The organism is Rhizobium sp. P2_G2 (assembly GCF_056403555.1).
Genome location: NZ_JBFUFF010000046.1, coordinates 25,757 through 48,738 on the forward strand (window position 1 = coordinate 25,757; position 22,982 = coordinate 48,738).

At 59.6% G+C, this 22,982-nt stretch carries 25 protein-coding genes, 1 tRNA gene and 1 pseudogene; 11 read left to right on the forward strand and 16 right to left on the reverse strand.

All coding sequences use genetic code 11. The features are described from left to right. Window positions 1–21 precede the first annotated feature (21 nt). From AC1D06_RS25705 to AC1D06_RS25730, 6 genes are all read right to left on the reverse strand, one after another. Window positions 22–753 carry a CpaD family pilus assembly protein gene (locus tag AC1D06_RS25705; RefSeq protein WP_477988642.1) on the reverse strand — a complete coding sequence of 244 codons (732 nt, stop codon included), beginning with the start codon at window positions 751–753 and terminating at the stop codon, window positions 22–24. A gap of 9 nt (window positions 754–762) precedes the next feature. Continuing rightward, window positions 763–2,301, reverse strand: a complete 1,539-nt coding sequence (locus tag AC1D06_RS25710; protein WP_477988644.1) for a type II and III secretion system protein family protein — start codon at window positions 2,299–2,301, stop codon at window positions 763–765. Between the two features lie 19 nt (window positions 2,302–2,320). After that, the gene (gene cpaB, locus AC1D06_RS25715; protein ID WP_477876215.1) at window positions 2,321–3,151 is read right to left on the reverse strand and encodes a Flp pilus assembly protein CpaB; all 831 of its coding nucleotides are present in this window, start codon (window positions 3,149–3,151) and stop codon (window positions 2,321–2,323) included. A 119-nt stretch (window positions 3,152–3,270) separates the two neighbouring features. Next, entirely contained in the window at window positions 3,271–3,783 is a 513-nt protein-coding gene (locus AC1D06_RS25720; protein WP_477876216.1) for an A24 family peptidase, read from the reverse strand. A 10-nt stretch (window positions 3,784–3,793) separates the two neighbouring features. Further along, entirely contained in the window at window positions 3,794–3,955 is a 162-nt protein-coding gene (locus AC1D06_RS25725) for a Flp family type IVb pilin (RefSeq protein ID WP_477876217.1), read from the reverse strand. A gap of 203 nt (window positions 3,956–4,158) precedes the next feature. Further along, window positions 4,159–4,329 (reverse strand): Flp family type IVb pilin, encoded by a 171-nt coding sequence (locus tag AC1D06_RS25730; RefSeq protein ID WP_477876218.1) that lies wholly within the window; start codon window positions 4,327–4,329, stop codon window positions 4,159–4,161. 443 nt (window positions 4,330–4,772) lie between these two features. Between AC1D06_RS25730 and AC1D06_RS25735 the strand changes: the two genes are divergently transcribed. From AC1D06_RS25735 to AC1D06_RS25760, 6 genes are all read left to right on the forward strand, one after another. Then, entirely contained in the window at window positions 4,773–5,186 is a 414-nt protein-coding gene (locus AC1D06_RS25735) for a pilus assembly protein N-terminal domain-containing protein (protein WP_477876219.1), read from the forward strand. Between the two features lie 110 nt (window positions 5,187–5,296). Then, window positions 5,297–5,908: a TadE/TadG family type IV pilus assembly protein gene (locus AC1D06_RS25740; RefSeq protein WP_477876220.1), complete on the forward strand. Its 612-nt coding sequence runs from the start codon at window positions 5,297–5,299 to the stop codon at window positions 5,906–5,908. Between the two features lie 9 nt (window positions 5,909–5,917). Next, window positions 5,918–6,502 carry a TadE/TadG family type IV pilus assembly protein gene (locus tag AC1D06_RS25745; RefSeq protein ID WP_477988646.1) on the forward strand — a complete coding sequence of 195 codons (585 nt, stop codon included), beginning with the start codon at window positions 5,918–5,920 and terminating at the stop codon, window positions 6,500–6,502. A 76-nt stretch (window positions 6,503–6,578) separates the two neighbouring features. Then, window positions 6,579–7,799 (forward strand): phosphopentomutase, encoded by a 1,221-nt coding sequence (locus tag AC1D06_RS25750; protein WP_477988647.1) that lies wholly within the window; start codon window positions 6,579–6,581, stop codon window positions 7,797–7,799. 107 nt (window positions 7,800–7,906) lie between these two features. Next, window positions 7,907–8,536: a uracil phosphoribosyltransferase gene (gene upp / locus AC1D06_RS25755; RefSeq protein ID WP_477988648.1), complete on the forward strand. Its 630-nt coding sequence runs from the start codon at window positions 7,907–7,909 to the stop codon at window positions 8,534–8,536. A gap of 180 nt (window positions 8,537–8,716) precedes the next feature. Continuing rightward, window positions 8,717–9,226 carry a retropepsin-like aspartic protease family protein gene (locus tag AC1D06_RS25760; RefSeq protein WP_477876224.1) on the forward strand — a complete coding sequence of 170 codons (510 nt, stop codon included), beginning with the start codon at window positions 8,717–8,719 and terminating at the stop codon, window positions 9,224–9,226. A 78-nt stretch (window positions 9,227–9,304) separates the two neighbouring features. Here the strand turns inward: AC1D06_RS25760 and deoA are convergent, their stop codons facing one another. Genes deoA through AC1D06_RS25785 form a run of 5 tightly spaced genes read right to left on the reverse strand, consistent with a single transcriptional unit; the run spans window position 9,305 to window position 14,655 of the window. Further along, complete coding sequence (gene deoA, locus AC1D06_RS25765) at window positions 9,305–10,615, reverse strand: thymidine phosphorylase (protein WP_477988650.1); 1,311 nt, start codon at window positions 10,613–10,615, stop codon at window positions 9,305–9,307. Between the two features lie 4 nt (window positions 10,616–10,619). Next, window positions 10,620–11,012, reverse strand: coding sequence for a cytidine deaminase (locus tag AC1D06_RS25770; protein WP_477988652.1), 393 nt, complete (start codon window positions 11,010–11,012; stop codon window positions 10,620–10,622). A gap of 3 nt (window positions 11,013–11,015) precedes the next feature. Then, window positions 11,016–11,987, reverse strand: a complete 972-nt coding sequence (locus AC1D06_RS25775; protein ID WP_477988653.1) for an ABC transporter permease — start codon at window positions 11,985–11,987, stop codon at window positions 11,016–11,018. 2 nt (window positions 11,988–11,989) lie between these two features. Continuing rightward, complete coding sequence (locus AC1D06_RS25780) at window positions 11,990–13,123, reverse strand: ABC transporter permease (protein WP_477988654.1); 1,134 nt, start codon at window positions 13,121–13,123, stop codon at window positions 11,990–11,992. Next, on the reverse strand, window positions 13,120–14,655 hold the full coding sequence (locus tag AC1D06_RS25785; protein WP_477988655.1) for an ABC transporter ATP-binding protein: 1,536 nt from the start codon (window positions 14,653–14,655) through the stop codon (window positions 13,120–13,122). Before AC1D06_RS25785 ends, AC1D06_RS25780 begins: the two co-directional genes overlap by 4 nt. A gap of 130 nt (window positions 14,656–14,785) precedes the next feature. Here AC1D06_RS25785 and AC1D06_RS25790 point away from each other — a divergent pair, with 130 nt between their 5' ends. Further along, window positions 14,786–15,007, forward strand: a complete 222-nt coding sequence (locus AC1D06_RS25790; RefSeq protein ID WP_477876230.1) for a SlyX family protein — start codon at window positions 14,786–14,788, stop codon at window positions 15,005–15,007. 88 nt (window positions 15,008–15,095) lie between these two features. Here AC1D06_RS25790 and AC1D06_RS25795 read toward each other — a convergent pair whose 3' ends face one another. Further along, window positions 15,096–16,091: a BMP family lipoprotein gene (locus tag AC1D06_RS25795; RefSeq protein ID WP_477876231.1), complete on the reverse strand. Its 996-nt coding sequence runs from the start codon at window positions 16,089–16,091 to the stop codon at window positions 15,096–15,098. A 211-nt stretch (window positions 16,092–16,302) separates the two neighbouring features. Next, window positions 16,303–16,626, reverse strand: coding sequence for a hypothetical protein (locus AC1D06_RS25800; RefSeq protein WP_477876232.1), 324 nt, complete (start codon window positions 16,624–16,626; stop codon window positions 16,303–16,305). Between the two features lie 290 nt (window positions 16,627–16,916). On the opposite strand from AC1D06_RS25800, the gene AC1D06_RS25805 reads away from it, so the two are divergent. The 3 genes and pseudogenes from AC1D06_RS25805 to AC1D06_RS25815 all read left to right on the forward strand — a co-directional run. After that, window positions 16,917–17,006, forward strand: a tRNA-Ser gene (locus AC1D06_RS25805). A gap of 45 nt (window positions 17,007–17,051) precedes the next feature. Beyond that, entirely contained in the window at window positions 17,052–17,810 is a 759-nt protein-coding gene (locus tag AC1D06_RS25810; protein ID WP_477988656.1) for a hypothetical protein, read from the forward strand. Between the two features lie 49 nt (window positions 17,811–17,859). Further along, window positions 17,860–18,908: pseudogene (locus AC1D06_RS25815) on the forward strand (IS3 family transposase); the annotation flags it as partial. Window positions 18,909–18,931: 23 nt separating this feature from the next. On the opposite strand, the gene AC1D06_RS25820 reads toward AC1D06_RS25815, so the two are convergent. Together AC1D06_RS25820 and AC1D06_RS25825 are read right to left on the reverse strand one after the other, a co-directional pair. Next, entirely contained in the window at window positions 18,932–20,995 is a 2,064-nt protein-coding gene (locus AC1D06_RS25820) for a recombinase family protein (protein ID WP_477988657.1), read from the reverse strand. After that, complete coding sequence (locus tag AC1D06_RS25825; RefSeq protein WP_477988658.1) at window positions 20,985–21,182, reverse strand: hypothetical protein; 198 nt, start codon at window positions 21,180–21,182, stop codon at window positions 20,985–20,987. The genes AC1D06_RS25820 and AC1D06_RS25825 overlap by 11 nt, the downstream gene beginning before the upstream one ends. Before the next feature lie 711 nt (window positions 21,183–21,893). Here AC1D06_RS25825 and AC1D06_RS25830 point away from each other — a divergent pair. Beyond that, the gene (locus AC1D06_RS25830; RefSeq protein WP_477988660.1) at window positions 21,894–22,394 is read left to right on the forward strand and encodes a YcxB family protein; all 501 of its coding nucleotides are present in this window, start codon (window positions 21,894–21,896) and stop codon (window positions 22,392–22,394) included. Window positions 22,395–22,546: 152 nt separating this feature from the next. Here the strand turns inward: AC1D06_RS25830 and AC1D06_RS25835 are convergent. Continuing rightward, window positions 22,547–22,982 (reverse strand): transposase (locus tag AC1D06_RS25835; RefSeq protein ID WP_477988661.1); only part of this gene is annotated, 436 nt, incomplete at its 5' end.

Genomic DNA, 22,982 nt, shown 5'->3' on the forward strand with positions numbered 1-22,982 from the left:
GTCTTCGACCCCTGTTCTTTCTCACTGGCCGCTTGAGCTGCTCGACGTATCCGACGTCGTACCGGAGCGGTATGTCTCGATGATCGTCGCGCGGTTCTGTGCGTCGATCGCCGACATGCCGCGCGGGCCGACGAGATCGTTCGGGTTGGCGATCTGGGCGGCAAGGTTCTGCTGGCTGGCGCAGCCGAAATTCTCGTAATTGCGGTTTTCGATCACCGACGGCCCGGTCACCAGGTCGCTCGGCCATTGCCCGCATTCGTTGGTCATCGCGGTGACGGCGACGAAGCCGAGCCTGACCGGTGCCGAGACGTTGCCGCCGGGAGCGTCATAATTGGTGAAGACGATGCGCGAGGCCGGCACTTCGTTGTCGGTCAGCGCTTTGCGGATCTCGCCGCGCAGCCGCAGGGCCGTGGGAGAATTGGCGGCATTCAGCGGCAGCGCAATGCGGATGGTGCTCTTGCTCAGCGCCGCATAATCCTGTGCGAAGCCCTTGATCAGGTCGCGCGTCGACGGTGTCAGGCCATGCTCGCCGGCGGCGAGCGGTATGTCGAGATTGTGCTCGGCTTCGGCAAGCGTGATCGGATGGCTTCTGCGATAATCATCGGGGATCGAGCCCGTCGTCGTATGGTCGGGCCGGGTCGTGCCGCAGGAACTCAGGAGCGTGGCGGCGGCGATGACGGTCGCCATGCCAGCGAGCCTCAGCAGGTCTTTATGCCTGGCGCGGGGGAGGAGCGGTGCCTGGTTGTTCAACATGTCGTCCCCTCACTTATAGATGAAGCCGATGGTGCCATTGTATTGGCCCGGCTGCTGGTTGTTGTCGCGCCGGCCATAGACCTTGTTGACGCGGTTCATGAAGAAGGTCGCTACATCGCCTTCCGGATTGAAATTGTCGTCGGGGCGAGCGAGCTTGGAGCGTTCGACGGGCCGCACGAGATAGGGCGTGGCGATGATCACCAGTTCGCTCTCGTTGCGCTGGAAATCCTTCGAGCGGAACAGCGTGCCGAGGATCGGCAGCTTCATCAGCCCCGGCAGACCGCTGGTCGCCTGGCGAATGTCGTCGCGGACAAGGCCGCCGATGACGATCGAGCCGCCCGACGGCAGTTCGACCGTGGTCGAGGCCGTGCGCTTGCGGATGCCGAGATAGGTCACGCCCGGCACGCTGCTGGTCCCGCCCCAGGCGAACGATCCCTCGAAGGTCGGCTCCGACACTTCCGTGTCGATCACCAGCGAGATGCGGCCGGGAGAGAGCACGACCGGCTTGAAGTTCAGCTTGATGCCATATTCGACGGAGTCGACGTTACGGACGATTTCGCCGTCCTTGCTGATGTTCTGTTTCGAGGGCACGCGGAATTCGCCGCCGACATAGAAGTTGGCCTGCTGGCCCGAGATCGCCGTCAGTGACGGTTCTGCAAGCGTGCGCATCACGCCGGCCTGTTCCATGGCGTTGACGAAAGTGGAGATGTCGAAACCGCCGAGCTTGCCTGCGAGCGTATTGCCGCTCACCCAGTCCGTCGAAGCGCCGAGATTGGTCGGGTTCTGGAAGCTGATGGCGCCGCTCTGGCCGGAAATCGTGCCCGAGAAGCCGAGCTGCTTGACGATCTGGCGGCTGACTTCGGCCACCGTGACCTTCAGCGTCACCTGATCCTCGGCCTCGATCGTCAGCATGTCGACGATCTGTGAGGTCTGCCGCTGTTCGTTGAACAGCGCCACGGTGGCATCGCCGGTGGCAGTGGTCGAACTTGCGGAGATGTTGCGCGTCGTCGCTTCACCGCCGGTGACGAAGATCTGCGCCAGACGCTCGGCCTGGGCGGCATCCTGCGGCGTGCGCACCGAGCCGGTCAGCACGATATTGTCGGAGATGATTTCGACATTGATGTCGGAGTCGGGGATGAAGCGCTTGAGCTGCGCCTGCAGGGTGGAAATGTCGCGTTCGATCACAAGGTCGAGCGTCACCAGTTCCTCGCCATTGGCGCCGAAGATGAACACATTGGTCTGGCCGACGGCCTTGCCGAACAGGTAGAGCCGGGTCGAGGTGCGGGTCACGGCATCGGCGACTTCGGGATCGGCGACCATGACGTCATGCGCGTCAACAGGCAGATCGATCACCAGCGCCTTGTTAAGGCCGAGCTTCAGCGTCTTGCTGGCGCCGGGGCCAACCTTCGAGATCCGGTAGATCGATTGCTCGGCATGGGCGACCGATGGGCCGATCAGCGTGTAATTGTGGAAATTCGGCACGCCGGCGGCCGTGAGCACGAGGCTCAGGAAAGCGATGAGCGGAGCCAGAGTTCTGCGGTTTGCCATGGTCTTGTCCTTGCTCACGTCAATGGCTTTCCTGGCTGTTGTCTTTGGAAGCGGTGTCGTTCAATTTCTGGATCACGCCTGATTTGATCACCTGGATCGTCGGCTGGCCGGAATCGCCCGACAGAAGATGCTTGGCGACGATCGAATCCGGCTCCTGGGCATCGGCGACCGAGCGCAGCGCCAGCGTCAGCTTCTCGGCCATCTGCTGGGCGACGACGATGACTTTCGCCTGTTCGGGGGAGAGCTCCAGCGTTGCCGTGGTGCCGACCACCGTCTTCTGGCCCTCGTCCTTTTCCTGGATCTGCTGGTCAATGGCGAGCACGCGGATGTTGGTGAGGATGGTCTCGGTGGTGAACTGGCCGTCATCGCCCTTGCGCACCATGATCACGTCGACCCGGTCATTGGGCAGGATGAAGCCGCCGGCACTGGTCGAGACCGATATTTCGGTCGCCACGGCCCGCTTGCCGGAAGGCAGCAGCGACGACATGATGGCACTGCCGGGATCGGCGATCTTTTCGGCCCGTACCGGCTCGCCCTCGAACATCGGCAGGCGGACGATGGCGTTCTTGAGTTCCTTGATCGCGTCCGGCCGGGCTTCGGAGGTGATGAAGCCGTCGACGATCGATCCCTGCGGCCAGCCGGCCCAGCGCATCGAATCGTCGTTGAGCCGCGATCCGACCGGCAGGTTGGCGGCCGCCACCAGCACGTTGATCACCGGCTCCTTCTTGATCAGCGTTTCCGCCGGAATCTGCACGATGGTCTTCTTGCCCGCGAGATTCATCGCAAGGAAGGCTGCTGCACCCGCGGCGACAAGTGCGACGGACAGTATGATGAGTCGGGCGGGCTTCATTCCTTGATCCCTGCATGTGACGAATTCACAGCGCAGAATGGTCAGGAATTGGTGTAATTATGGTTAACGGAATGATTACATCTATAGTTAATTAAACATAAAACCTGGCGCGACCCGGCTTACCCGATCCCATGAAGCGCATGTTCGACCAGCGGCGAGGCCGGGAAGGCAAGGAAGGCCGCGGCGCCGATCGCCAGGCCATAGGGTAGTTTCGTCGGCTGCAATATGGTCGCGGGCAACGGGATGCGCGAGGCCATGATGATGTCGTGATGCGCCCTGAGCGTCAGGATCAGCATGGCGAGCACGCCGCCCAGAGCCGACACGTAGACGAGATAGGTGACCAGCGACTGGCCGAGCCCGAACCAGATCGCACTGGCCGTCAGGATTTTGGCATCGCCGCCACCCATTTTGTTGAACGCGAACAAGGCGAAGCAGAAGGCGAAGACCGCGGCACCGGCGGCGATATGGCCGAGGAAATCGGTCAGACTCAGGCCGACGAACGGCGCGATGGCGACGAAGCTGACGATCAGGACCACCGAGAGCCGGTTGGGTATGGTCATGGTCAGGAGGTCGCTGACGGCTGCCATTGCCATGCAAAGCGGAAAGATCACCAGGATCGCGGCCGTAACCATGTTCTTGGACTCAGTAATTGATGAGGTTGGCGAGATAGAAGAATTGGGCGTTGAGATTGTTGGCGAAGGCGCCAAGGCCCGTCAGCAAGGCGATGGAGATGATTGCAGTGAGGACGCCGTATTCGACAGCAGTTGCCCCGCTCTTGTCCTTCAGTATCATCCTGAACAGCATATCGTCGCCTTTAGCTATGAGCCCCAACCACGCTATAATCGATGCATCATAAACCCTTAATGGACGTTGAAGCTTCGAAAAAATATCTATGGTTGATACGCCGTTAATGTCGAACAGGCTGATAAAGCATATATGAAAGGGTCCGTCCCGATGGAGACGGACCCTTCTGACACTATGAGCGAATGGCCTTAGGCCTCACCATATCAGGTGGCGTTCAGCTTGCCGGCGAGGGTCTCGAACTGCTTGTTGAGCGCCGTGCCGAGCGCCGAGGCGCCGGTGATCAGAGCGATCGAGATCAGAGCTGCAATGAGGCCGTATTCAATGGCGGTCGCGCCGGACTCATCCTTCATAAAACGTGCGAAAATCGCGGACATCGTTGTCTCCTGTTAGGTACATCAGCACTTCCGCCAACTGTTGCCGTTGGATCGGATGGGCTGAGACTATAGGGGGGGTGTTGCGGCCACCTTAAGAAAAACGGTTAAGATCAGCTTAACGGCCGAGAAGAGAATAACGTAGTAAACCATGGTTCAATGTCTTTGATCAAATTTTACTTGAACGAGAATCGCATGTGTTTTCAACACCCTCGGTGAGCCGAGGTCGCTGTCGCGGACGCCTTCATCGATACTCTAATTTGGTTTTGTCAGTTCCGTTCGGTTGCGCGGGATGAAAATTGCGACGACAGGGCGAAGCCGCCTTGCAAAAAACCTTTCATTTCTCTCTTTGCCGTCGCTCAGGTCCGTTAACCCGCATGCGGCTTAAGCATTCGTTCATCAATCTTGTCCATTGTTCATTCAGCAAATCGAGTCTGGGCCCCTTCATGCGTGCGTCGAACCTTCTTCGCTTAGCCTGTGCAATCGCAACCTGCCTCGCGGCGGGCTTCTGCACTGCTGCCTCGGCCTCCGCCGATGAGGACGGCCTGATGCGCGTGTTCCTCAACCACGCCAAAGTGCTGAAGCTGGACAGGCCGGTTTCGAAGGTCATCGTCGGCAATGCCAAGGTGGCCGATGCCACGGTCGCCGATTCGCAGACGATCGTGCTGACCGGCAAGGCCTTCGGCACCACCAATCTGGTTCTGCTCGACGCCGACGGCAATGCGCTGCTCGACGAGCGCGTGCTGGTGTCGATCGACGAGAGCAACACGCTGAGACTGTTCCGCCAGACCGTCCGCACCGTCTATTCCTGCACGCCCGCCTGCGAGGAACACCAGGCGCTCGATGGCGGCGACAAGTGAACTCTTAACAATTGGTTGACGGAACTGCTCTAATCCGGCCGCTGCCTCATACCCGGGCTTAATTCCTGTGCGTTAGAAACATCTGGATATCCAAGTGATAGGCAGATCTAATGACCGGCGATGCCGCCCGTAAGACAGAGCGATGGAGTTTGCTCAAGCGGTTGAATGACAACCGCGATGGTGCCGCGGCATTGGAATTCGCGATCCTCGCCCTCCCCTTCCTGATGCTGATCTTCGCCACGTTCGAAACCTTCCTCGCCTTCGCCGGCGAGCAGCTGATGAACAATGCCGTCGACGACATGGCGCGCAAGATCCGCACCGGCGAGATCACCTTCGGCCAGGGCAAGTCGACGGACATGACGGAATCGGAGTTCCGGGAGGCCTTCTGCGCCGAGATCGCCGTTCTCAGGATGTGTTCCAGCACCGAAGCGGCCACGCCGTCGAAACTCTATCTCGACATCCGGCAGTTCGCGAGCTTCTCCGACATGCCCAAGGACGTGCCCCGCGTGACAAGCGATCAGTTTTCCGATCTCGACACATCCGAATTCGCCTTCTCGCCCGGCGGATCGGAAAGCAAGAACATGGTGCGCGCTTATTATAAATGGCAGGTGATGACCGATCTGGTGCGGCCCTATATCAGCAATCTCCGCCCCGCCGGCCAGGTCATGCCGACGCAATTCCTCATCGTTTCGACCACGGCAATTCAGAACGAGAAATATTAGGGGGGCGGCATGCTGAAACATCTCGCAACCTCCATCCAGAAGATATCGAGCCGCTTTGCGCGAGACTGCAAAGGCGCCAGCGCCATCGAATTCGCCTTCCTCGCGCCGGTGCTGATCGCGCTCTATGTCGGTTCCTTCGAAGTCACCGAGGCCTATAATGCCGCCGGCAAGGTTTTGAAGGCGGCAGCCACGGTCTCCGACATCGTCGCGCGCCAGTCCGACGTCAATAAGTCTTTCCTCAGCGAGATGGTCGACACGGCAGAGGCGACCATCGCGCCGCATGCGTCCGATGGCCTGACGCTGAAGATCACCGGCGTCACCATCGACAGCGCCGGCAATGCCAAGGTGCTCTGGTCGTGGAACCAGTCAGGCGGCAAGCCTTATACCGCAGGCAGCGCCGTCAGCGTTCCGGACGACATGCGCACGCCATCTTCCTTCCTGATCCACGCGGAAGTCTCGGTGCCGCATACATTGCTGCTGTTCATGGCCAAGGGCGCCAGCCTCGGCCAGGACATGCGCACGATCACACTGTCGCGCGAATTCTTCTATCGCCAGCGGCTCAACAACGACATCAGCTGCACCGACTGTTCTTGAGCGATTGCAAAACCGTCATGACCGGCTTACTTGGACGGATGGGAGCTTTCATCTCGTCCAAGTCTGGGGTCCATTGATGGCGCGTGCCTTGCTTTTCGTGCTTGATTCCTTCGGCATCGGCGGCGCGCCGGATGCCGAGACCTATGGTGACCTCGGCTCCAATACGCTTGGCCATATCGCCGAATTCTGCGCCGCAGGTGCTGCCGACCGCGACGGTCTGCGCGAGGGGCCGCTGACGCTGCCGAACATGGCGAGCCTCGGCCTGCTGCATGCGCATCGTCTCGCCGCGGGCAGCGTGCCGGATGGCATGATCCTGCCTCAGAAGGTGATCGGCGCCTATGCCGCCGCCGCCGAGACGTCGCGCGGCAAGGACACGCCGTCGGGCCACTGGGAAATCGCCGGCACGCCCGTCATGTTCGACTGGGGCTATTTCCCATCGGAAGGCGATGCCTTTTCGCCTGAACTGGTGGCGCAGATCTGCGAAGCCTGCCACCTGCCCGGCATTCTTGGCAATGGACATGCCTCGGGCACGGAGATTATCGCCCGGCTCGGCGAAGAGCATATGCGCACCGGCAAGCCGATCTGCTACACGTCCTCGGATTCCGTCTTCCAGATCGCCGCCCATGAGCTGGCTTTCGGCCTCGACCGGCTGATCGAGATGTGCAAGACGGTGCGGACCATCCTCGATCCGCTCAATATCGGCCGCGTCATCGCCCGGCCGTTTGTCGGCACCGATCGCGCCAATTTCGTCCGCACCGGCAACCGCCGCGATTTTTCCGTGCCGCCACCGGAGCCGACCCTGCTCGACCGGCTGGTCGAGGCCGGACGCCAGGTGCATGCCGTCGGCAAGATCGGCGACATCTTCGCCCATCAGGGCGTGTCGACGCTGACCAAGGCAAACGGCAATATGGCGCTGTTCGATGCCACGCTCGATGTCATGGAGCGAGCCGAGGACGGCGATCTGGTGTTCACCAATTTCGTCGATTTCGACATGGTCTACGGCCATCGCCGCGACGTGCCAGGCTATGCCGCAGCACTCGAAGCCTTCGACCGCCGGCTGCCGGAAATCGCCGCTCGGCTCAGGCTCGACGACCTCGTCATCCTCACGGCCGACCATGGCTGCGACCCCACCTGGCGCGGTACCGACCACACCCGCGAACAGGTTCCTGTGCTCGCCTTCGGGCCGCTGATCGCGCCGGGCGAACGCGGCAACCGCCGGAGCTTCGCCGATATCGGCGAGGCGGTCGCCACGCATCTCGGTATCGCCCAAGGCAAATACGGCAGAAGCCTGCTTTGATGGGCCTGCTTTGATGGGGATGATACGCCGAATCTGAAATGCGCGCTTGCAGCGCCGCATCCATCATGGAAAAACGACCTGATGGTACGGTAGTTCGAGAGGGTCCCATGGAAGGCGTCACGGTCATCAACCACCCGCTGGTGCAGCATAAGCTGACGATCATGCGCAAGAAGGAGACGTCCACGGCCGGCTTCCGGCGCCTGCTGCGCGAAATCTCGCTGCTGATGTGCTATGAGGTCACCCGCGACCTCGAAGTCACCTATGAAGAAATCGAGACCCCGCTGACAACGATGAAGTCGCCGATCCTCGAAGGCAAGAAGCTGGTCTTCGCCTCGATCCTGCGCGCCGGCAACGGTCTGCTGGAAGGCATGCTCGATCTCGTGCCCTCGGCACGCGTCTCCCATATCGGCGTCTATCGCGATCACGAGACGCTCAAGCCGGTGGAATATTACTTCAAGGCGCCGGAAGATATCGCCGAACGCCTGGTGATCGTCGTCGACCCGATGCTGGCGACCGGCAATTCGTCGATCGCGGCGATCGACAAGCTCAAGGAACGCAACGCCAAGAATATCCGCTTCCTTTGTCTGCTTGCCGCACCGGAAGGGATAAAGAACTTCCATGCTTACCACCCCGACGTGCATATCTATACTGCCGCCATCGATAGTCATCTCAATGAGAAAGGCTATATCGTTCCCGGTCTCGGCGATGCCGGCGACAGGATGTACGGTACGAAGTAAATCTTTATTAACCGGTATTAACAGAAGGCGGGGCAAACCGGGTTTGTCCCGCCATTTTTTTACACTTCGATCAGGATTCCAGTCTAACGTTTCTCGTAATTCGGCGCATGTCTCCCGAAAGTGGCCGCCGGTTTCGGGATAAAGACATGCGCAAAACGAGAAAAACTGGGAACGCGAAGCATGATCGGCAAAGCAATTCTCATCTGGACGTCGGTGATCGTCATTGCGATCAACGTTCCGAGCATGGTGTCGAAGGCCGGCATGGTCACGGATGCGCATGGCGACAAGGCCGAGGTGACGGACGCGTCCTACCAGGACGGCCGCCTCTACGTGCTGAAGTCCAATGATGCCGGCCATTTCGAGGGCAAGTTCCGCTTCAACGGCAAGCCGCTGCAGGCGATGATCGATACCGGCGCCACTTACGTGACGATGAACGAATCCGATGCCCGCAGCCTCGGCTATGGCGGCAACGACCTGACCTTCAAATACGAGATCATGACCGCCAACGGCAAGGTCAAGGCTGCGCATGTCCTGCTGAGGTCGATCGAGATCGGCACGGTGGCGGTGCGCAATGTCGATGCGCTCGTCGTCCGCGGCAAGGAACTGTCCTTCCCGCTGATCGGCATGAGCTTCATGAAAAAGCTGTCGTCCTACACCGCCGACGGCGACGAGATGAAGCTGATTAACTGACGAGCTTTCAAGCATGTCTCGCGAAAGTGTGCAGCGGTTTCGTGAAGAAGACATGCGCAAACAAAGAGCTAAAGCGTATCACGTGATACGCTTTAGTACCGCCGGCCTGCGTTCGACGGGAGCCTCCGAGAGCGCGACAAAGCTGAGATATTCCGCCGCCGCCCATTGGGCGGCGTCTTCGTCTGCGGCATGCACGAAGGCGACCGGTTCCCCCGCCTCAACGGCGGTGCCGACCGGCCGGATGCCACTGAAGCCCGTGGTGTGATCGATTGAATCCTCCGGCCGCAACCGGCCACCGCCCAGCCCGATCACGGTCAACCCCACCTCGCGCGTCATAAAACCTGCGATCGTGCCGGATTGCGGCGCCGCGACCGGCCGGATCACCGGCGCCTGCGGCAGATATGTCTTCCAGTTCTCGCAGAAATCCGCCGGTCCGCCCATCTCCAACACCATGCGGCCGAACATGTCCAAAGCCCGGCCGCTGACCAGGGCATCATTGGCGCGCGCCTCGGCGGCGGCAAGATCACTCTCCAGCCCGGCATTGACAAGCATCTGCGCCGCAAATGTCAGCACGATCTCATGGATGCGCGTGCCCGCCTTGCGGCCTTCCAAAAATTCCATCGCATGCGCGACTTCGACGGCGTTGCCGGCGCAGTCTGCCAGCGGCTCGCTCATGTCGGTGATCAGGGCCGTGGTCTTGACGCCGGCGCCATTGGCGACATCGACGATCGAGCGGGCGAGGATTTCGGCATCTTCCATGCTCTGCATGAAGGCGCCGTTGCCGGTCTTGACGTCCATGACCAGGGATTGCAGCCCGGCCGCGAGCTTTTTCGACAGGATCGAGGCGGTGATCAGCGGCACGGAATCGACGGTCGCAGTGACGTCACGAATGGCATAGAGCCGCTTGTCGGCCGGCGCGATGCGGCTCGTCTGGCCGACAATGGCGCAGCCGGTCTGGCGCACGATTTCCTGGAAGCGCTCGGGCGCCGGAAACGGATCGTAGCCGGGAATGGCTTCGAGCTTGTCGAGCGTGCCGCCGGTATGGCCGAGCCCGCGTCCGGAAATCATCGGCACGGCGAGACCGCAGGCCGCCGCGATCGGCGCCAGCATCAGCGAGACATTGTCGCCGACGCCACCGGTCGAATGCTTGTCGCCGACCGGCCGGTCCATGTCCGGCCAGGACAGCACGTCGCCGGAATCGCGCATGGCGCGCGTCAGCGCCACCGTCTCCTCGGCGCTCATGCCGTTGAACCAGACCGCCATGGCGAAGGCCGCCACCTGGCCCTCGGAGATGCGGTTTTGCGCGAGTGCCGTGATGAAATCGTAGATCTCGGCCGGCGGCAGTGTCGCGCCGTTGCGCTTGGCGTAGATGACTTCCTGCGGCAGCATGGCGTCAGCCGATCACTTCGGTGTCGAAGCTGAACGGCAGGAGCTCGTCCATGCTCATCGTCTTCTTCACGCCGACCTCGTCGCAGAGATAGATGCGCGTGTCGCGATCGGCGAATTCGGCGATCTTCTGCCGGCAGCCGCCGCAGGGCGGGCAGAGCGGCAGTTTCTCGGCGATGACGGCGATCTCGACGATCTTCTTGGCGCCGCCCATGATCATCGCGCCGATGGCCGTGCATTCGGCGCACCAACCCTGCGGGAAAGCAAGGTTCTCGATATTGGCGCCCTTGTAGACCTTGCCATCCTCGGCGCGGATGGCCGCGCCGACGGGGAATTTTGAATAGGGCGCATAGCAGCGCGCCATGGCCTCGCGGGCCGCTTCGAACAGGTCATGCGACATAGGTCAGCGTTCCTTCACATAGGGCGTGCCGGAGGCTTTCGGCGGAATGGCCTTGCCGATGAAGCCGGCGAGCAGCACGACGGTCAGGATATAGGGCAGCGCCTGCCAGAGCTGCACCGGAATGGTGCCGATCAGCGGGATCTGCTTGCCCTGCATGGCGATCGACAGCGCATCGAGGAAGCCGAACAGCAGGCAGGTGAACAGGATGTTCTTCGGTTTCCAGTTGGCAAAAACCAAGGCTGCGAGCGCGATAAAGCCCTTGCCGGCCGACATGCCTTTGGTGAAGCCCTCGCTCAGGGCCATCGACAGGAACGCGCCCGCCAGCCCGACGAGCACGCCGCCCAGCAGCACGGCCATATAGCGCAGGCGCACGACCGATATGCCCGCGGTATCCACCGCGCCGGGATTCTCGCCGACGGCGCGAAGCCGCAGGCCGAAGCGGGTGCGGTAGAGGACCCACCATGTGATCGGTACCATCGCATAGGCAAAATAGGTCAGCCAGTAATGTCCCGACAACAGCCTCGAATAGATATCTCCCAAAACCGGGACATGCGCGATGGAACTTGCGAACGGCAGGCCCCAGTCGGCACTGAACTTCGCGCTGGGCGGAAGCGACGGCGTTCGTCCGGCCATGTTGAACCAGGCCTGGCCGATGATCACGGTTGCGCCCAGGGCGATAAAGTTGATCGCCGTACCGGAAACGACCTGGTCGCCGCGCTGGGAAATCGAGGCATAGCCGTGCACGGCCGAAAAGAACATTCCCGTGGCGATTGCCGCGACCAGCCCGAGCGGCGCCGAGCCCGTGACCGCCGCGGCGGACGCGCCGCAGAATGCCGAGGCCAGCAGCTTGCCCTCAAGGCCGATATCGACGACGCCGGAGCGCTCGGCATAGAGGCCAGCCAAAGCCGTCAAGATCAGCGGCACCGAGGTGCGGATCGTCGATTGCAGGATCGAAATGATCAGGTCCCAATCCATGGTCAGCCTCCCGCAGCTTTGATGGCCGGTGCTTCGACCCTAGGCCTTCGCACCAGAAGCGAAACGATCGCCGGCCGGAACATGTGCTCCAGCGCGCCGGCGAACAGGATGACGAGACCCTGGATGACGACGATCATGTCGCGCGAAATATTGGGCATCTCGAAAGAAATCTCGGCGCCGCCCTGATAGAGCATGCCGAACAGGATCGAGGCGAGCACGATGCCAACCGGATGCGAGCGGCCCATCAGCGCCACGGCGATGCCGACGAAGCCGGCGCCGCCGACGAAATCCTGCTCGATCCGGAACTGGTCGCCCATGATCGAATTGATCGATAGCATGCCGGCCAGCCCGCCCGAGATCAGAAGCGTGATAATGGTGATGCGCTTTTCCGAAATGCCGGCATAGCGCGCAGCACCTGCCGACTGACCGAAGGTGCGGATCTCATAGCCGAGCTTCGAGCGCCACATCACCACCCAGAAGAACAGGGCAGCGACCAGCGCCAAGAGGAAGGCGACATTGAGCGGCGAATTGCCGTTGTCGAGCCCGAAGATCGCCAGCAGCCAGTCGAGCCGCGGCAATTGCCCGCCCGCTTCGAAGGTGCGCGACTCTGCCGCCATGTCGCCCGCCGGCTTGAACACATTGATCAGCAGCCAGAGCATCAGGTTGTTGGCGATATAGTTGAACATGATCGTGGTGATGACGATGTGCGAGCCGCGATAGGCCTGCAGCCAGGCCGGGATCAGCGCCCAGAGCGCGCCGGTGATGATGCTGCCGACGATCGCCATCGGAAACACCATGTACCAGGGCAGCGTATGGTCGAACATCAGACAGACCACCGCGACGCCGACACCGCCGAGATAGGCCTGGCCTTCGACGCCGATATTGAACAGCGCCCCATAGGCCGCGAGCGACATGGCGAGGCCGGCGAAAATGAAATTGGTGGCATAGAACAAGGTGTAGCCGATGCCCTCGCCGGAGCCGAAGGCGCCGGACACCATGAGATAGGCCGCCTCGAGCGGATTTTCGCCGGCAAACAGGACGACGAGCCCGGCTATGGCAAAAGCGACCACGAGATTGACGAGCGGGATAAGCCCATATTCCGCCCAGTTCGGCAGCTTGGCAAAGGGCGCACTCATTCGGCTGCCTCCATCTTTCCTTCGACACCGGCCATCAGCAGGCCGATTTCCCCTTCCGGCGTATCCGGCGAGCGCTCGCCGACGATCTTGCCGGCAAACATGACCAGGACCCGGTCCGACAGCGAGCGGATCTCGTCGAGCTCGACCGAGACGAGCAGGATCGCCTTGCCGGCATCGCGCATCTGGATGATGCGCCTATGAATGAATTCGATGGCGCCGACATCGACGCCGCGCGTCGGCTGGCCGATGATGAGAACGTCCGGGTCTCGTTCCATCTCGCGCGCGAGCACGATCTTCTGCTGGTTGCCGCCGGAGAAATTGGCCGTCTTCAGCCGCGGATTGGGCGGCCGGATATCATATTGCTCCATCTTCTGCTGGGCATCGGCGCGCACCGCATTGACGTTGAGGAACGCGCCGCGGCCATAGCGCTCGTCATTGTGATAGCCGAGGATGTGGTTTTCGCTCTCCTCGAATTTCAGCACCAGGCCGACATGGTGGCGGTCCTCCGGCACATGTGCGAGCCCACGTTTGCGCAAGCCCGCCGGATCACGATGGCCGGTGACGTCGACGGCCTGGCCCTTGAGCTGGACCGCACCCCTCTCGGCGCGGCGCATCCCGGCAATGGTCTCGAGCAGTTCCGACTGGCCGTTGCCGGCGACGCCGGCAATGCCGACGATCTCGCCGGCCCGGACATCGAAGGAAACGTCGTCGACCATGGTGACGCCGCGAGAATCCTTGATCGTCAGGTTGCGGACGGAGAGCTGCACGCCGGCCGGATTGGCCTCGCCTTTCTCGACCCGGAGCAGCACGCGCCGGCCGACCATCAGTTCGGCAAGCTCGCCGGGCGAGGTCTCGCTGGTCGTGCGCGTCGCTACCATCTCGCCGCGGCGCATGACGGAGACCTCGTCGGTGATCGCCATGATCTCGCGCAGCTTGTGGGTGATGAGGATCACCGTCTTGCCCTGTTCCTTGAGCTGCCGGAGGATGCGGAACAGATGGTCGGCTTCCGCCGGGGTGAGCACGCCGGTCGGCTCGTCGAGGATCAGGATATCGGCGCCGCGGAACAGCGCTTTGAGGATTTCGACGCGCTGCTGGATGCCAACAGGCAATTCCTGGATGACGGCGTCCGGATTGACCTCCATCTCATATTCGTCTTCAAGCCGCTTCAATTCTCGCCGCGCCTTGGCGATGCCCTTGTTGAGCACCGCGCTGTCCTCGGCGCCGAGCATGACATTCTCAAGCACCGTGAAATTCTCGACCAGCATGAAGTGCTGGTGCACCATGCCGATGCCGGCCCGGATCGCGGCGCTTGGCGTGTGGATGTCGACCTTCCTGCCGTCAACCTCGATCTCGCCGCGATCGGCCTGATAGAAGCCATAGAGGATCGACATCAACGTCGATTTGCCGGCGCCGTTTTCGCCGATAATGCCGTGGATCGTGCCCTTGCGGACCCTGAGGTCGATATTCCTGTTGGCGTGAACGGGACCGAAACTCTTGTCGATGCCCTTGAGTTCAATTGCAAGTTCGCTCATGACGGCCCATATCGTAGGCGGCCGGCCCGGACCCGATGTCGAAAGGCGCGACGCATGAAGAATCAATGTTGAAGGTTCCGGACCTCTTGTCCAGCGCCTTTTTCGTTTTGCCAGGGAAGGGAGATGCCTGATGGCCGCCGATGAGACAGCGCTTCGCGACCGCATCACGCGTCTCGAAGAGACCATTGCCCATCAGAGCCTGACGATCGAGGAAATGTCGTCCGAGATCGCCACGCAATGGAAGACCATCGACCAGATGCAGGTGAAGCTCGACCGGCTGGTTGAGCAGTTCCGCGCGCTCGAGGATGCAACGCTCGAGGCGCCACCGGTCGCCCGGCCGCCGCATTACTGATTCCGCGATCTCAGGTTCAAATCTTCCGCCCCATCCCCGGACAGGAAACGCCCGCTTCCGGGGAAGCGGGCGTTCTCATCCTATGATCTTAATAGGGGCACTTCTCGTCCGACATATAGTCGTGCACCGTGACGGCGCCCGAGATGATGTCGGCGCGGGCCTTTTCCACGGCCTTGGCCATATCGGGGGTCACGAGCGGCTTGTTATACTCATCCATGGCGACATCGACGCCAAGTTCCTTGAGACCGAGATTTTGGATGTCGGCCTTGAACTTGCCGGCCTTCGAATCTTCGAAGACATTGTAGACGGCGACGTCGACACGCTTCATCATCGAGGTCAGGACCTTGCCGGGCTGCAGGTAGTTCTGGTCGGAATCGACGCCGATGCCGAGCTTGCCGGCTTCAGCAGCCGCCTGAAGCACGCCGACGCCGGTGCCGCCGGCCGCATGATAGACGACATCAGCGCCCTGGGCGATCTGCGACTTGGTGATTTCGCCACCCTTGACCGGGTCGTTCCAGGCGCTCGGATCGGAACCCGTATAGGCCTGCAGGACTTCCGCATTCTTGTCGATCGACTTGACGCCACCGACATAGCCGCAGGCGAATTTGTGGATCAGCGGGATATCCATGCCGCCGACGAAGCCGACTTTATGCGACTTGGCAGCGATCGCGGCCATGACGCCGGCGAGATAGGAGCCTTCCTGTTCCTTGAAGACGATTGACTTGACGTTCGGCTGGCCGGTCACGACCATGTCGATGATAGCGAAATTGGTCTTCTTGTACTTGGGCGCGATCTTTTCCAGCGCCGCTGCCCAGGAGAAGCCGACCACGACGATCGGGTTGTTGCCGTCCTTGGCGAACTTGCGGAGCGCCTGCTCGCGCTGCGCCTCATTGGCGATTTCGAAATCGCGATATTTGATACCGGTTTCTTTCTTGAACTTCTCGGCGCCGTTGAAGGCCGCTTCGTTGAACGACTTGTCGAACTTGCCGCCGAGGTCGAAGATGATTGCCGGCTTGACATCGGCAGCCCATGCGGAAGCGGTCATGGACGCGGTCGCCATGAGTGTCAGAAAAACTTTTTTCATTTTTTATAGCCCTGTTTTTGTCAGACAGTTTTGCGGGTTGGCAGAGACCCCTCGAATGCGGCTCGCAACTCGACACCCGCCTCATTCCTCTTGAGACAGGATGGCGGCATCCTTGCACGGCTACGGGAAAAATTCACCAAATATTTTTCAATTGGTAAAAAAAACCGGTTGTCGCCAATTCTCACGCAAATTCAGCGGCTTTGCCGGCTTCTCAGCGCAGCCGTGGCGCTAGGCTGCCCGCCGGCTCGCGCTTATAGGCGATGAGATAAAGGATCAGCGACAGGGAGAGAAACACGGCAAAAGCCGGCTGCAGCAACAGCCATTCGACCACGGTATCCCAGACATAGGCCGAGACATGCGCCCGGAAATAGGTCTCGGCCGTCGCCAGAATCTGAGGGTTGATGCTGAACAATGCCGCGCCGAACGGCGTGAACGCCGCCGTCTCTCCGGCCACCGACTGGATCGAATCGACCACGCCGGCGATGACCGCGGCGGCGAGGCTGAGCAGGCTCAGGAAACGCAGCACGAAACGCATTCCATTCCTCCCGGCGACGGCCTTCTCGCAGGCTTGGCCTACGGGGCTATCTTGCGACCGACGGAAACGACGAACGGAATGCCGCCGCGCCATCGGCCCTTGTAGAGGCAAAGGTAGCATCTGGCGGCATCAATTCAATGGCATCGTTGCGACCAGCGCAAAAACACCATCAAAAATCTGTCACGGAGGGTTGATCCCGGCGCGGTCCTCGGTATATATCCGCGCCCGGATGCAGGCCGAACGACAAGACGGGGTTAGTCCTCGACTTTTTGAAACAGCCAGAATCTCCTGGACAGGTGGCCGAGTGGTTGAAGGCGCACGCCTGGAACGCGTGTGTACGTGAAAGCGTACCGAGGGTTCGAATCCCTCTCTGTCCGCCACTATTTTCAAATTACACTAATAGAATCAAATACTTGCGGAATCGATTGGCGATTCTGTTAATCTTAAAGGTTCGGGAAGTCGCGCAAAATCTTGGATTTCTCCAGATTCCGGATAAGGTTGAACATATGGCGATCGCGGAACTGATCCAGATCACCGCTCAAAATTTGGATATCTTTTCGAGAGTTCCTAAACGCGATGCCGCGCTTGCGGCATTGGCGCAAACTGTCAATTCAACGTTCACAATTGATGAGGTTTTTGAAGAGTATCAACGTATTGAACGGGATCGATTGCGCAAGAAGACCAACCGCGAAAAGAAGAAGTTTCTAGCGCCGATAAAACTTGCGATCAAGGAATTTAAGGAATTCGCTGGCGATGTTGACATATTAAAACTTAAGAAAAAGGTTGTTCTCGGCTTTAGAGACAAGCTAATCAGCGACGTTATTTCCGGAAAAATAACAGCCGCGACCGCAAATAAGAAGGTAATGCATCTAAGGAAGACTTTCGAACCCGTTAGAGAAAACCTCTATCCAGAACTTGAAAACCCTTTTGCGATCAAAGCATTGAAAAACGAAGAAGTTGAAAAGCGGTTATCGTTTCTTGAAGCCGATATAAAAACGATCGATGCTACATTGGCCGACAGTCAGGTTAACGATGAACTTAAGGCAATGATGATCATCGCAAAACACACCGGATGCGGTCCAAAAGAAGTGGCACTTCTTGCGTCAACAGATATATTTCTCGATGCGAGTATTCCGTACATTCGAATTGAGAGGTGGCTCGGGAAAACTGCGCAGCGGGTATAAGTGGAATTTCTGCCTGACTTTGGCTTAAATGCCGGAAACAGGAGAGAGCATGTCGAGACGACCGCGCCGGAATCACAGTCCGGCTTTCAAGGCGAAGGTGGCGCTTGCCGCCATCAGGGGCGAACAGACGCTGGTGGAATTATCCCAGCAGTTCGATGTGCACGCTAATCAGATCAAGCAATGGAAAGACCAGCTCCTTGAGGGAGCGACGGGCGTTTTCGGTGATGRGAAAGCGGAGCCGGCGGCCCCCACAGTCGATGTCAAAACATTGCACGCCAAGATCGGGGAACTGACACTGGAGAACGATTTTTTGTCCGGTGCGCTCGGCAAGGCGGGATTGCTGGGCGGAAAGAAATGATCGACCGCTCGCACAAGCTATCCGTCGTGCGTCAGGCGAAGCTTCTCGGCTTCAGCCGAGGCAGCGTCTATTATTCGCCGCGTCCTGTGTCGGACGGCGATCTGGCCCTGATGCGGCGGATTGACGAACTGCACCTCGATTACCCGTTTGCCGGAAGTCGGATGTTGCAAGGGCTTTTGAAGGCAGAAGGGCTGCAAACCGGGCGCTTGCACGTCGCCACGCTGATGAAGAAGATGGGCATCGAGGCGATCTACCGCCGGCCCAACACCTCGAAACCTGCGCTAGGACACAAGATATACCCCTATCTGCTGCGCAAGATAGCCGTCACCCGGCCCAACCAGGTCTGGGCGATGGACATCACCTACATTCCGATGGCACGCGGCTTCGTCTATCTCTGTGCCGTCATCGACTGGTTCAGCCGCAGGGTTCTCGCGTGGCGGCTGTCGATCACGCTGGAGACGGCTTTCTGCATCGCGGCCGTCGAGGAGGCGCTGGCGCGATACGGCAAGCCTGATATCTTCAACACCGATCAGGGTAGCCAGTTCACATCCATCGACTTCACGGCGGTGCTGAAGAAGGCCGAGATCGAAATCTCGATGGATGGCAGGGGCGCATGGCGGGACAACGTCTTTGTCGAGCGGCTCTGGCGGTCGATCAAATACGAAGAGGTTTATCTGCATGCCTACGAAAGCGTGCCGGAGGCCAGGGCGGGCATTGGCCGATACTTGACCTTCTACAATCCTGTTTCATCACGCCCATCTTTCTATGTTATTGAAGGGAATAGGCTTTCTTGATCTGGACACGATCCTGCGGGGTGTCTCGGATTCTGCCGGGCGCGCTGGAGGATTTGATGTGCTTGCGGTGTTGCGAGTTTTGAACGGCTGAAGATCCATGGGCCATCGGGCAGCGGGTGAGTGGCCTCAATCTCTCCGGCCTCAGCCGCCATACGCAGCGTCTTTGGCGTGATCCCGAGCAACTTCGCCGCTCCTCCCAAATTAAGCCACGGCTCGAGCCCGTCGGGTTGGGGACGGAAGACCGGAATCTTGCGATATGATCTTAGCGCGGTGACCCGTTCCCGTGTCCATCGATTGCCATTGCCGGTCGCCAGCCCATTGCGATTGAGGACGCCAGCAATCACGTCGTCATTGGCAATAAGAACGAATTGCCTCACAGCTTCCACGATGTCGTCCGCGGTCGCGTTTCGTTGCCCCCGCCGCCGCTTTGGCAGGCGCAGTTCTGTGTGGACACCACCAACCCAATGAATGATCAGAACGATCTCAGACGTTCCATCATCGAGATCGGCGACCACTTCATGAATGAGCGTGCGAACGATGCGCTTCTTCAGCCTCGCATCGGTTGACGGCGCTGTCCAGACGGCGCGAAGGTTCCCGGCAAGTGCCGCTATCTGGGATGCGGAAATGGGAATTGGCTGCGGCGTTGATGCCTGGTGTTTGGCAATCCTGTCCTCGATCTCGCCAACACGAGAGAGGGCCTTGTTCCAGCGTTCTTCCAGCTCCGACGTCACCAACCTGTTCTCCGGATCAGCCGCGTCGTATTGCCGGAATGCCCGGTCGGCGGTATAGCGCGCTGCCTCCAGATCCCGCAGCAGTGCGTCGTGAACCTGGTCGCGTTGGCTGGCCACATTGCGTTCCGCTTCGACGGCGGCGGCAATGGCTCCCGGTTCGACCACGCCGAGCAGCGCCTCTTCAATCGCGTCATCGACCCGCAGCCCACCAAATGCAATGCAGCGGGGCTCGCCATTGTCGAGCAGACCACGCCAACAGGAATAGCGCGGAATGTTATGCTTGTTTCCGGTGTACCGGACTGTCAGCTTCCGACCGCACCTCTTACAACGGAAAAGGCCGGCAAGCAGAGCGTCGCCGTGCTTCGGCGCTCCGTGATGGCGGCTGGCCGGCACATTATCGCTGATCATCTTGCGGATCTCCTCCGCCCGTTCCCAACTGATGTAACCTTCATGTGCATCCGGGATCAGAGCCAGCCATTCATCACGCGTTTTGCGTCGAATTCCAGACTGGCCATCGTATCTGGGCACGGAGCGACTCTTACCATAAGCGTAGGTGCCACCGTAGATCGGGTTCGCAATCATCCGGTGGATGGTCGCATAATTTGGCCTGCGCCAGATAACGTCGCCGTTGGCGTACTTGACCGGCAGGTCCAGGCCTTGCTCAAGGAACCATAGCAAGGCCTGCCGGGCACTACCGAGTTCGGCAACTTTTTTGAAGACGAGTACAACCGCCTCCTGGATACGTCGGTCGGGGTCCTTCTCGATCCTGTCCCCGGCTTTTACAAAGCCGACCGGAACAGCGACGACGAGCTCACCGCGGCGAGCCTTCTCATAGCGAGCGGAAAGGGAACGCTGACGCAAGAGATCAAGCTCATACTCATTGAGGCTGCCCTTTAGACCCAAAAGCAGACGGTCATTGCTCTGACGCGGCGCATAGACGGCTTCCTGGTCGATCAGCACGGTATCGACAACGCGGCACATCTCGATGAGTTGCTGCCAATCACGACTATTGCGGGCGAAACGCGAGACCTCGCGCGCGGCCACGGCGCCAACCTTGCCAAGACAGACTTCTGCCACCATCCGGTCAAAGCCGGCTCGGGTAACGCCGCCGGCAGCCGAGCGACCGAGGTCCTCATCTACGGTCTCAATATGCGACCATCCAAGCGCTACCAGCCGATCGCGCATGGCATATTGCAGGACGCTGCTTTCGCGATTGTGCAGGACCTGATGAGCTGAAGACTGCCGAACATAGAGGATAGCCTTCCGCTCAAGATGGTGCGGCCCGATCTTCTCATGCATCATGACCGGCCTCCTTCTGCTGGGAGGCGCGCGCGCAGTTTGCGTGATCGACGAACAGCCGCACGATGAGCGCCGTCAGCGCTTGGCGGGTCTCCTCCGGCAACTCCTGCCATTGCGGCGTCCCTGCTGTCTTCCCCCGTTGCGGGATCGAGAACAGATCGAACTGATATGTCATGGATTGGCGGGGCATGGACATCTCTCCGACTCGTTTCGTGAGAAACCGATGCTGCGCCCATCCCTGCAGATTGCGATGAGGTATCAGCGTCTTCCAGCAATCTTGATAAAGCATGCAGGCTGGCAAGGTCGACGTGTGGGACCGGCAGGCTGCGCCAGTAGCCACTCATAGATCGGTCGAACATCCAGGCCGGGACTTCAAGAAGACGATCAGAAGAAGAACCCGAAATGCTGCAGCGGAAAATATCCGACCCTTTGGACAGCGCCTCATGGACGTAAACGAGCCACCCAGACCAAGGATGCCACGGATACAAAAGTTCGCGAACCTCGGTCCCGTGGGTGTTCTGTCGTCGTGTTGTACAATACCCGACGCCCACATTCATCGCTTGACCGGCAAACACCGGATCAGGCTTACTTCAACACGCTGATGCCAATCGCGGCAGCGGCATAATCGAGGCGGAAATCCACTTAGGAAAATGCTCCGAACTGTTCAGACAAACCGAGCCAGCTCTGGCTTTGCCGGATAGAGCCGCCCGGAACATTCTGGTTTTGGTTCGGCTGCATGAGCGGCGGTGGCCGATAGCAAGCCAAAGATGGCAATGGAAAAGATTGTGGTCACATGTTTCATGCTTGCATGGCGTTGGACAATTGTGGTGTTTTTTAGATAGCTTCATACCGGATGTATTTGCGTTAAAGGTATCTTTGACGGCCTAAGCGAGGATGCGGATTGCCAAGCAAAGCGGATTTGAACAAAATCGAATCAACGTCACTCTATTCTCTTCGTTACCATTCTTCACGGCTTGAGGTGTGGCGATGGTATTGGAGGCTTTGGCGGAAACAACTCTGGTTTATTCATGTGATTACGACGGCACTAATATTGTTTTTCGTAGTAGAGCTGTTCTCGCTTGATACAACGTTCAAAAACGTTCTTACTCTGTCGCTGATGTTGCCCATTTTCGTTATTCTTTCCGCAGCTTGGCCACAACTTAGGTTCAAAAGTCAGGAGCGTATCCTTAAAATCGGTCCCGATGGTTACGCGACACATATAGGGAAAATCTCGGGAGCGCGATTATGGTCGGAAGTGCACTCGGTTCGTGAGTCAGGCAACACTATCACGATCCAAGTAAAAAACGGCAGTGCGCTCATCGTGCCACGACGTGCTTTTACCTCTACAAACGAATGGAAAGAATTTCTTGCCGACGTACAGCATTGGCATCTAGCGACTTAAGAGAGGAAAATGTCAGGCGCTGCTTTGTTGTTGAAAGAAGGTATCGTTTACGCCGTTCCAAGCATACGAAATTCACTCGGCAGATCGCGTCTCTGGGAGTGGTGTAGCTCGGCTTTGTGATCGCCGTGCTTTCCGGCTGAGCCGGGAATGGGTCAGCGAGCCGCAGCGGGCAGGCTGATTAACGGATCATCGCTCATTTGTGCGATGGTCTCAAGGGTCATGTAACGGGATCGCTGAACGGCCCACTCGTCGTTCTGTTCGAGCAGCAATGCCCCCACGAGCCTGACGATGGCTTCATCGTTGGGAAAGATGCCGACGACGTCTGTGCGGCGCTTGATCTCGCCGTTGAGGCGCTCGATGGGATTTGTCGAATGCAACTTTGTCCAGTGCTGCCGGGGAAAGGTCATGTAGGCGAGCACGTCTTCCTCAGCGCTGTCCATGAGGTTTGCGAGCTTTGGGACTTTCGGCCTGATCTGGTCGGCAACACTGCGCCATTGGGTGCTGGCAGCTTCCGGCGTGTCTTGTGCAAAGGCCGTGGCAATGAAGGCGGAAACGACCCGCCGGCCGCTCTTGCCGGCATGCGCCAGA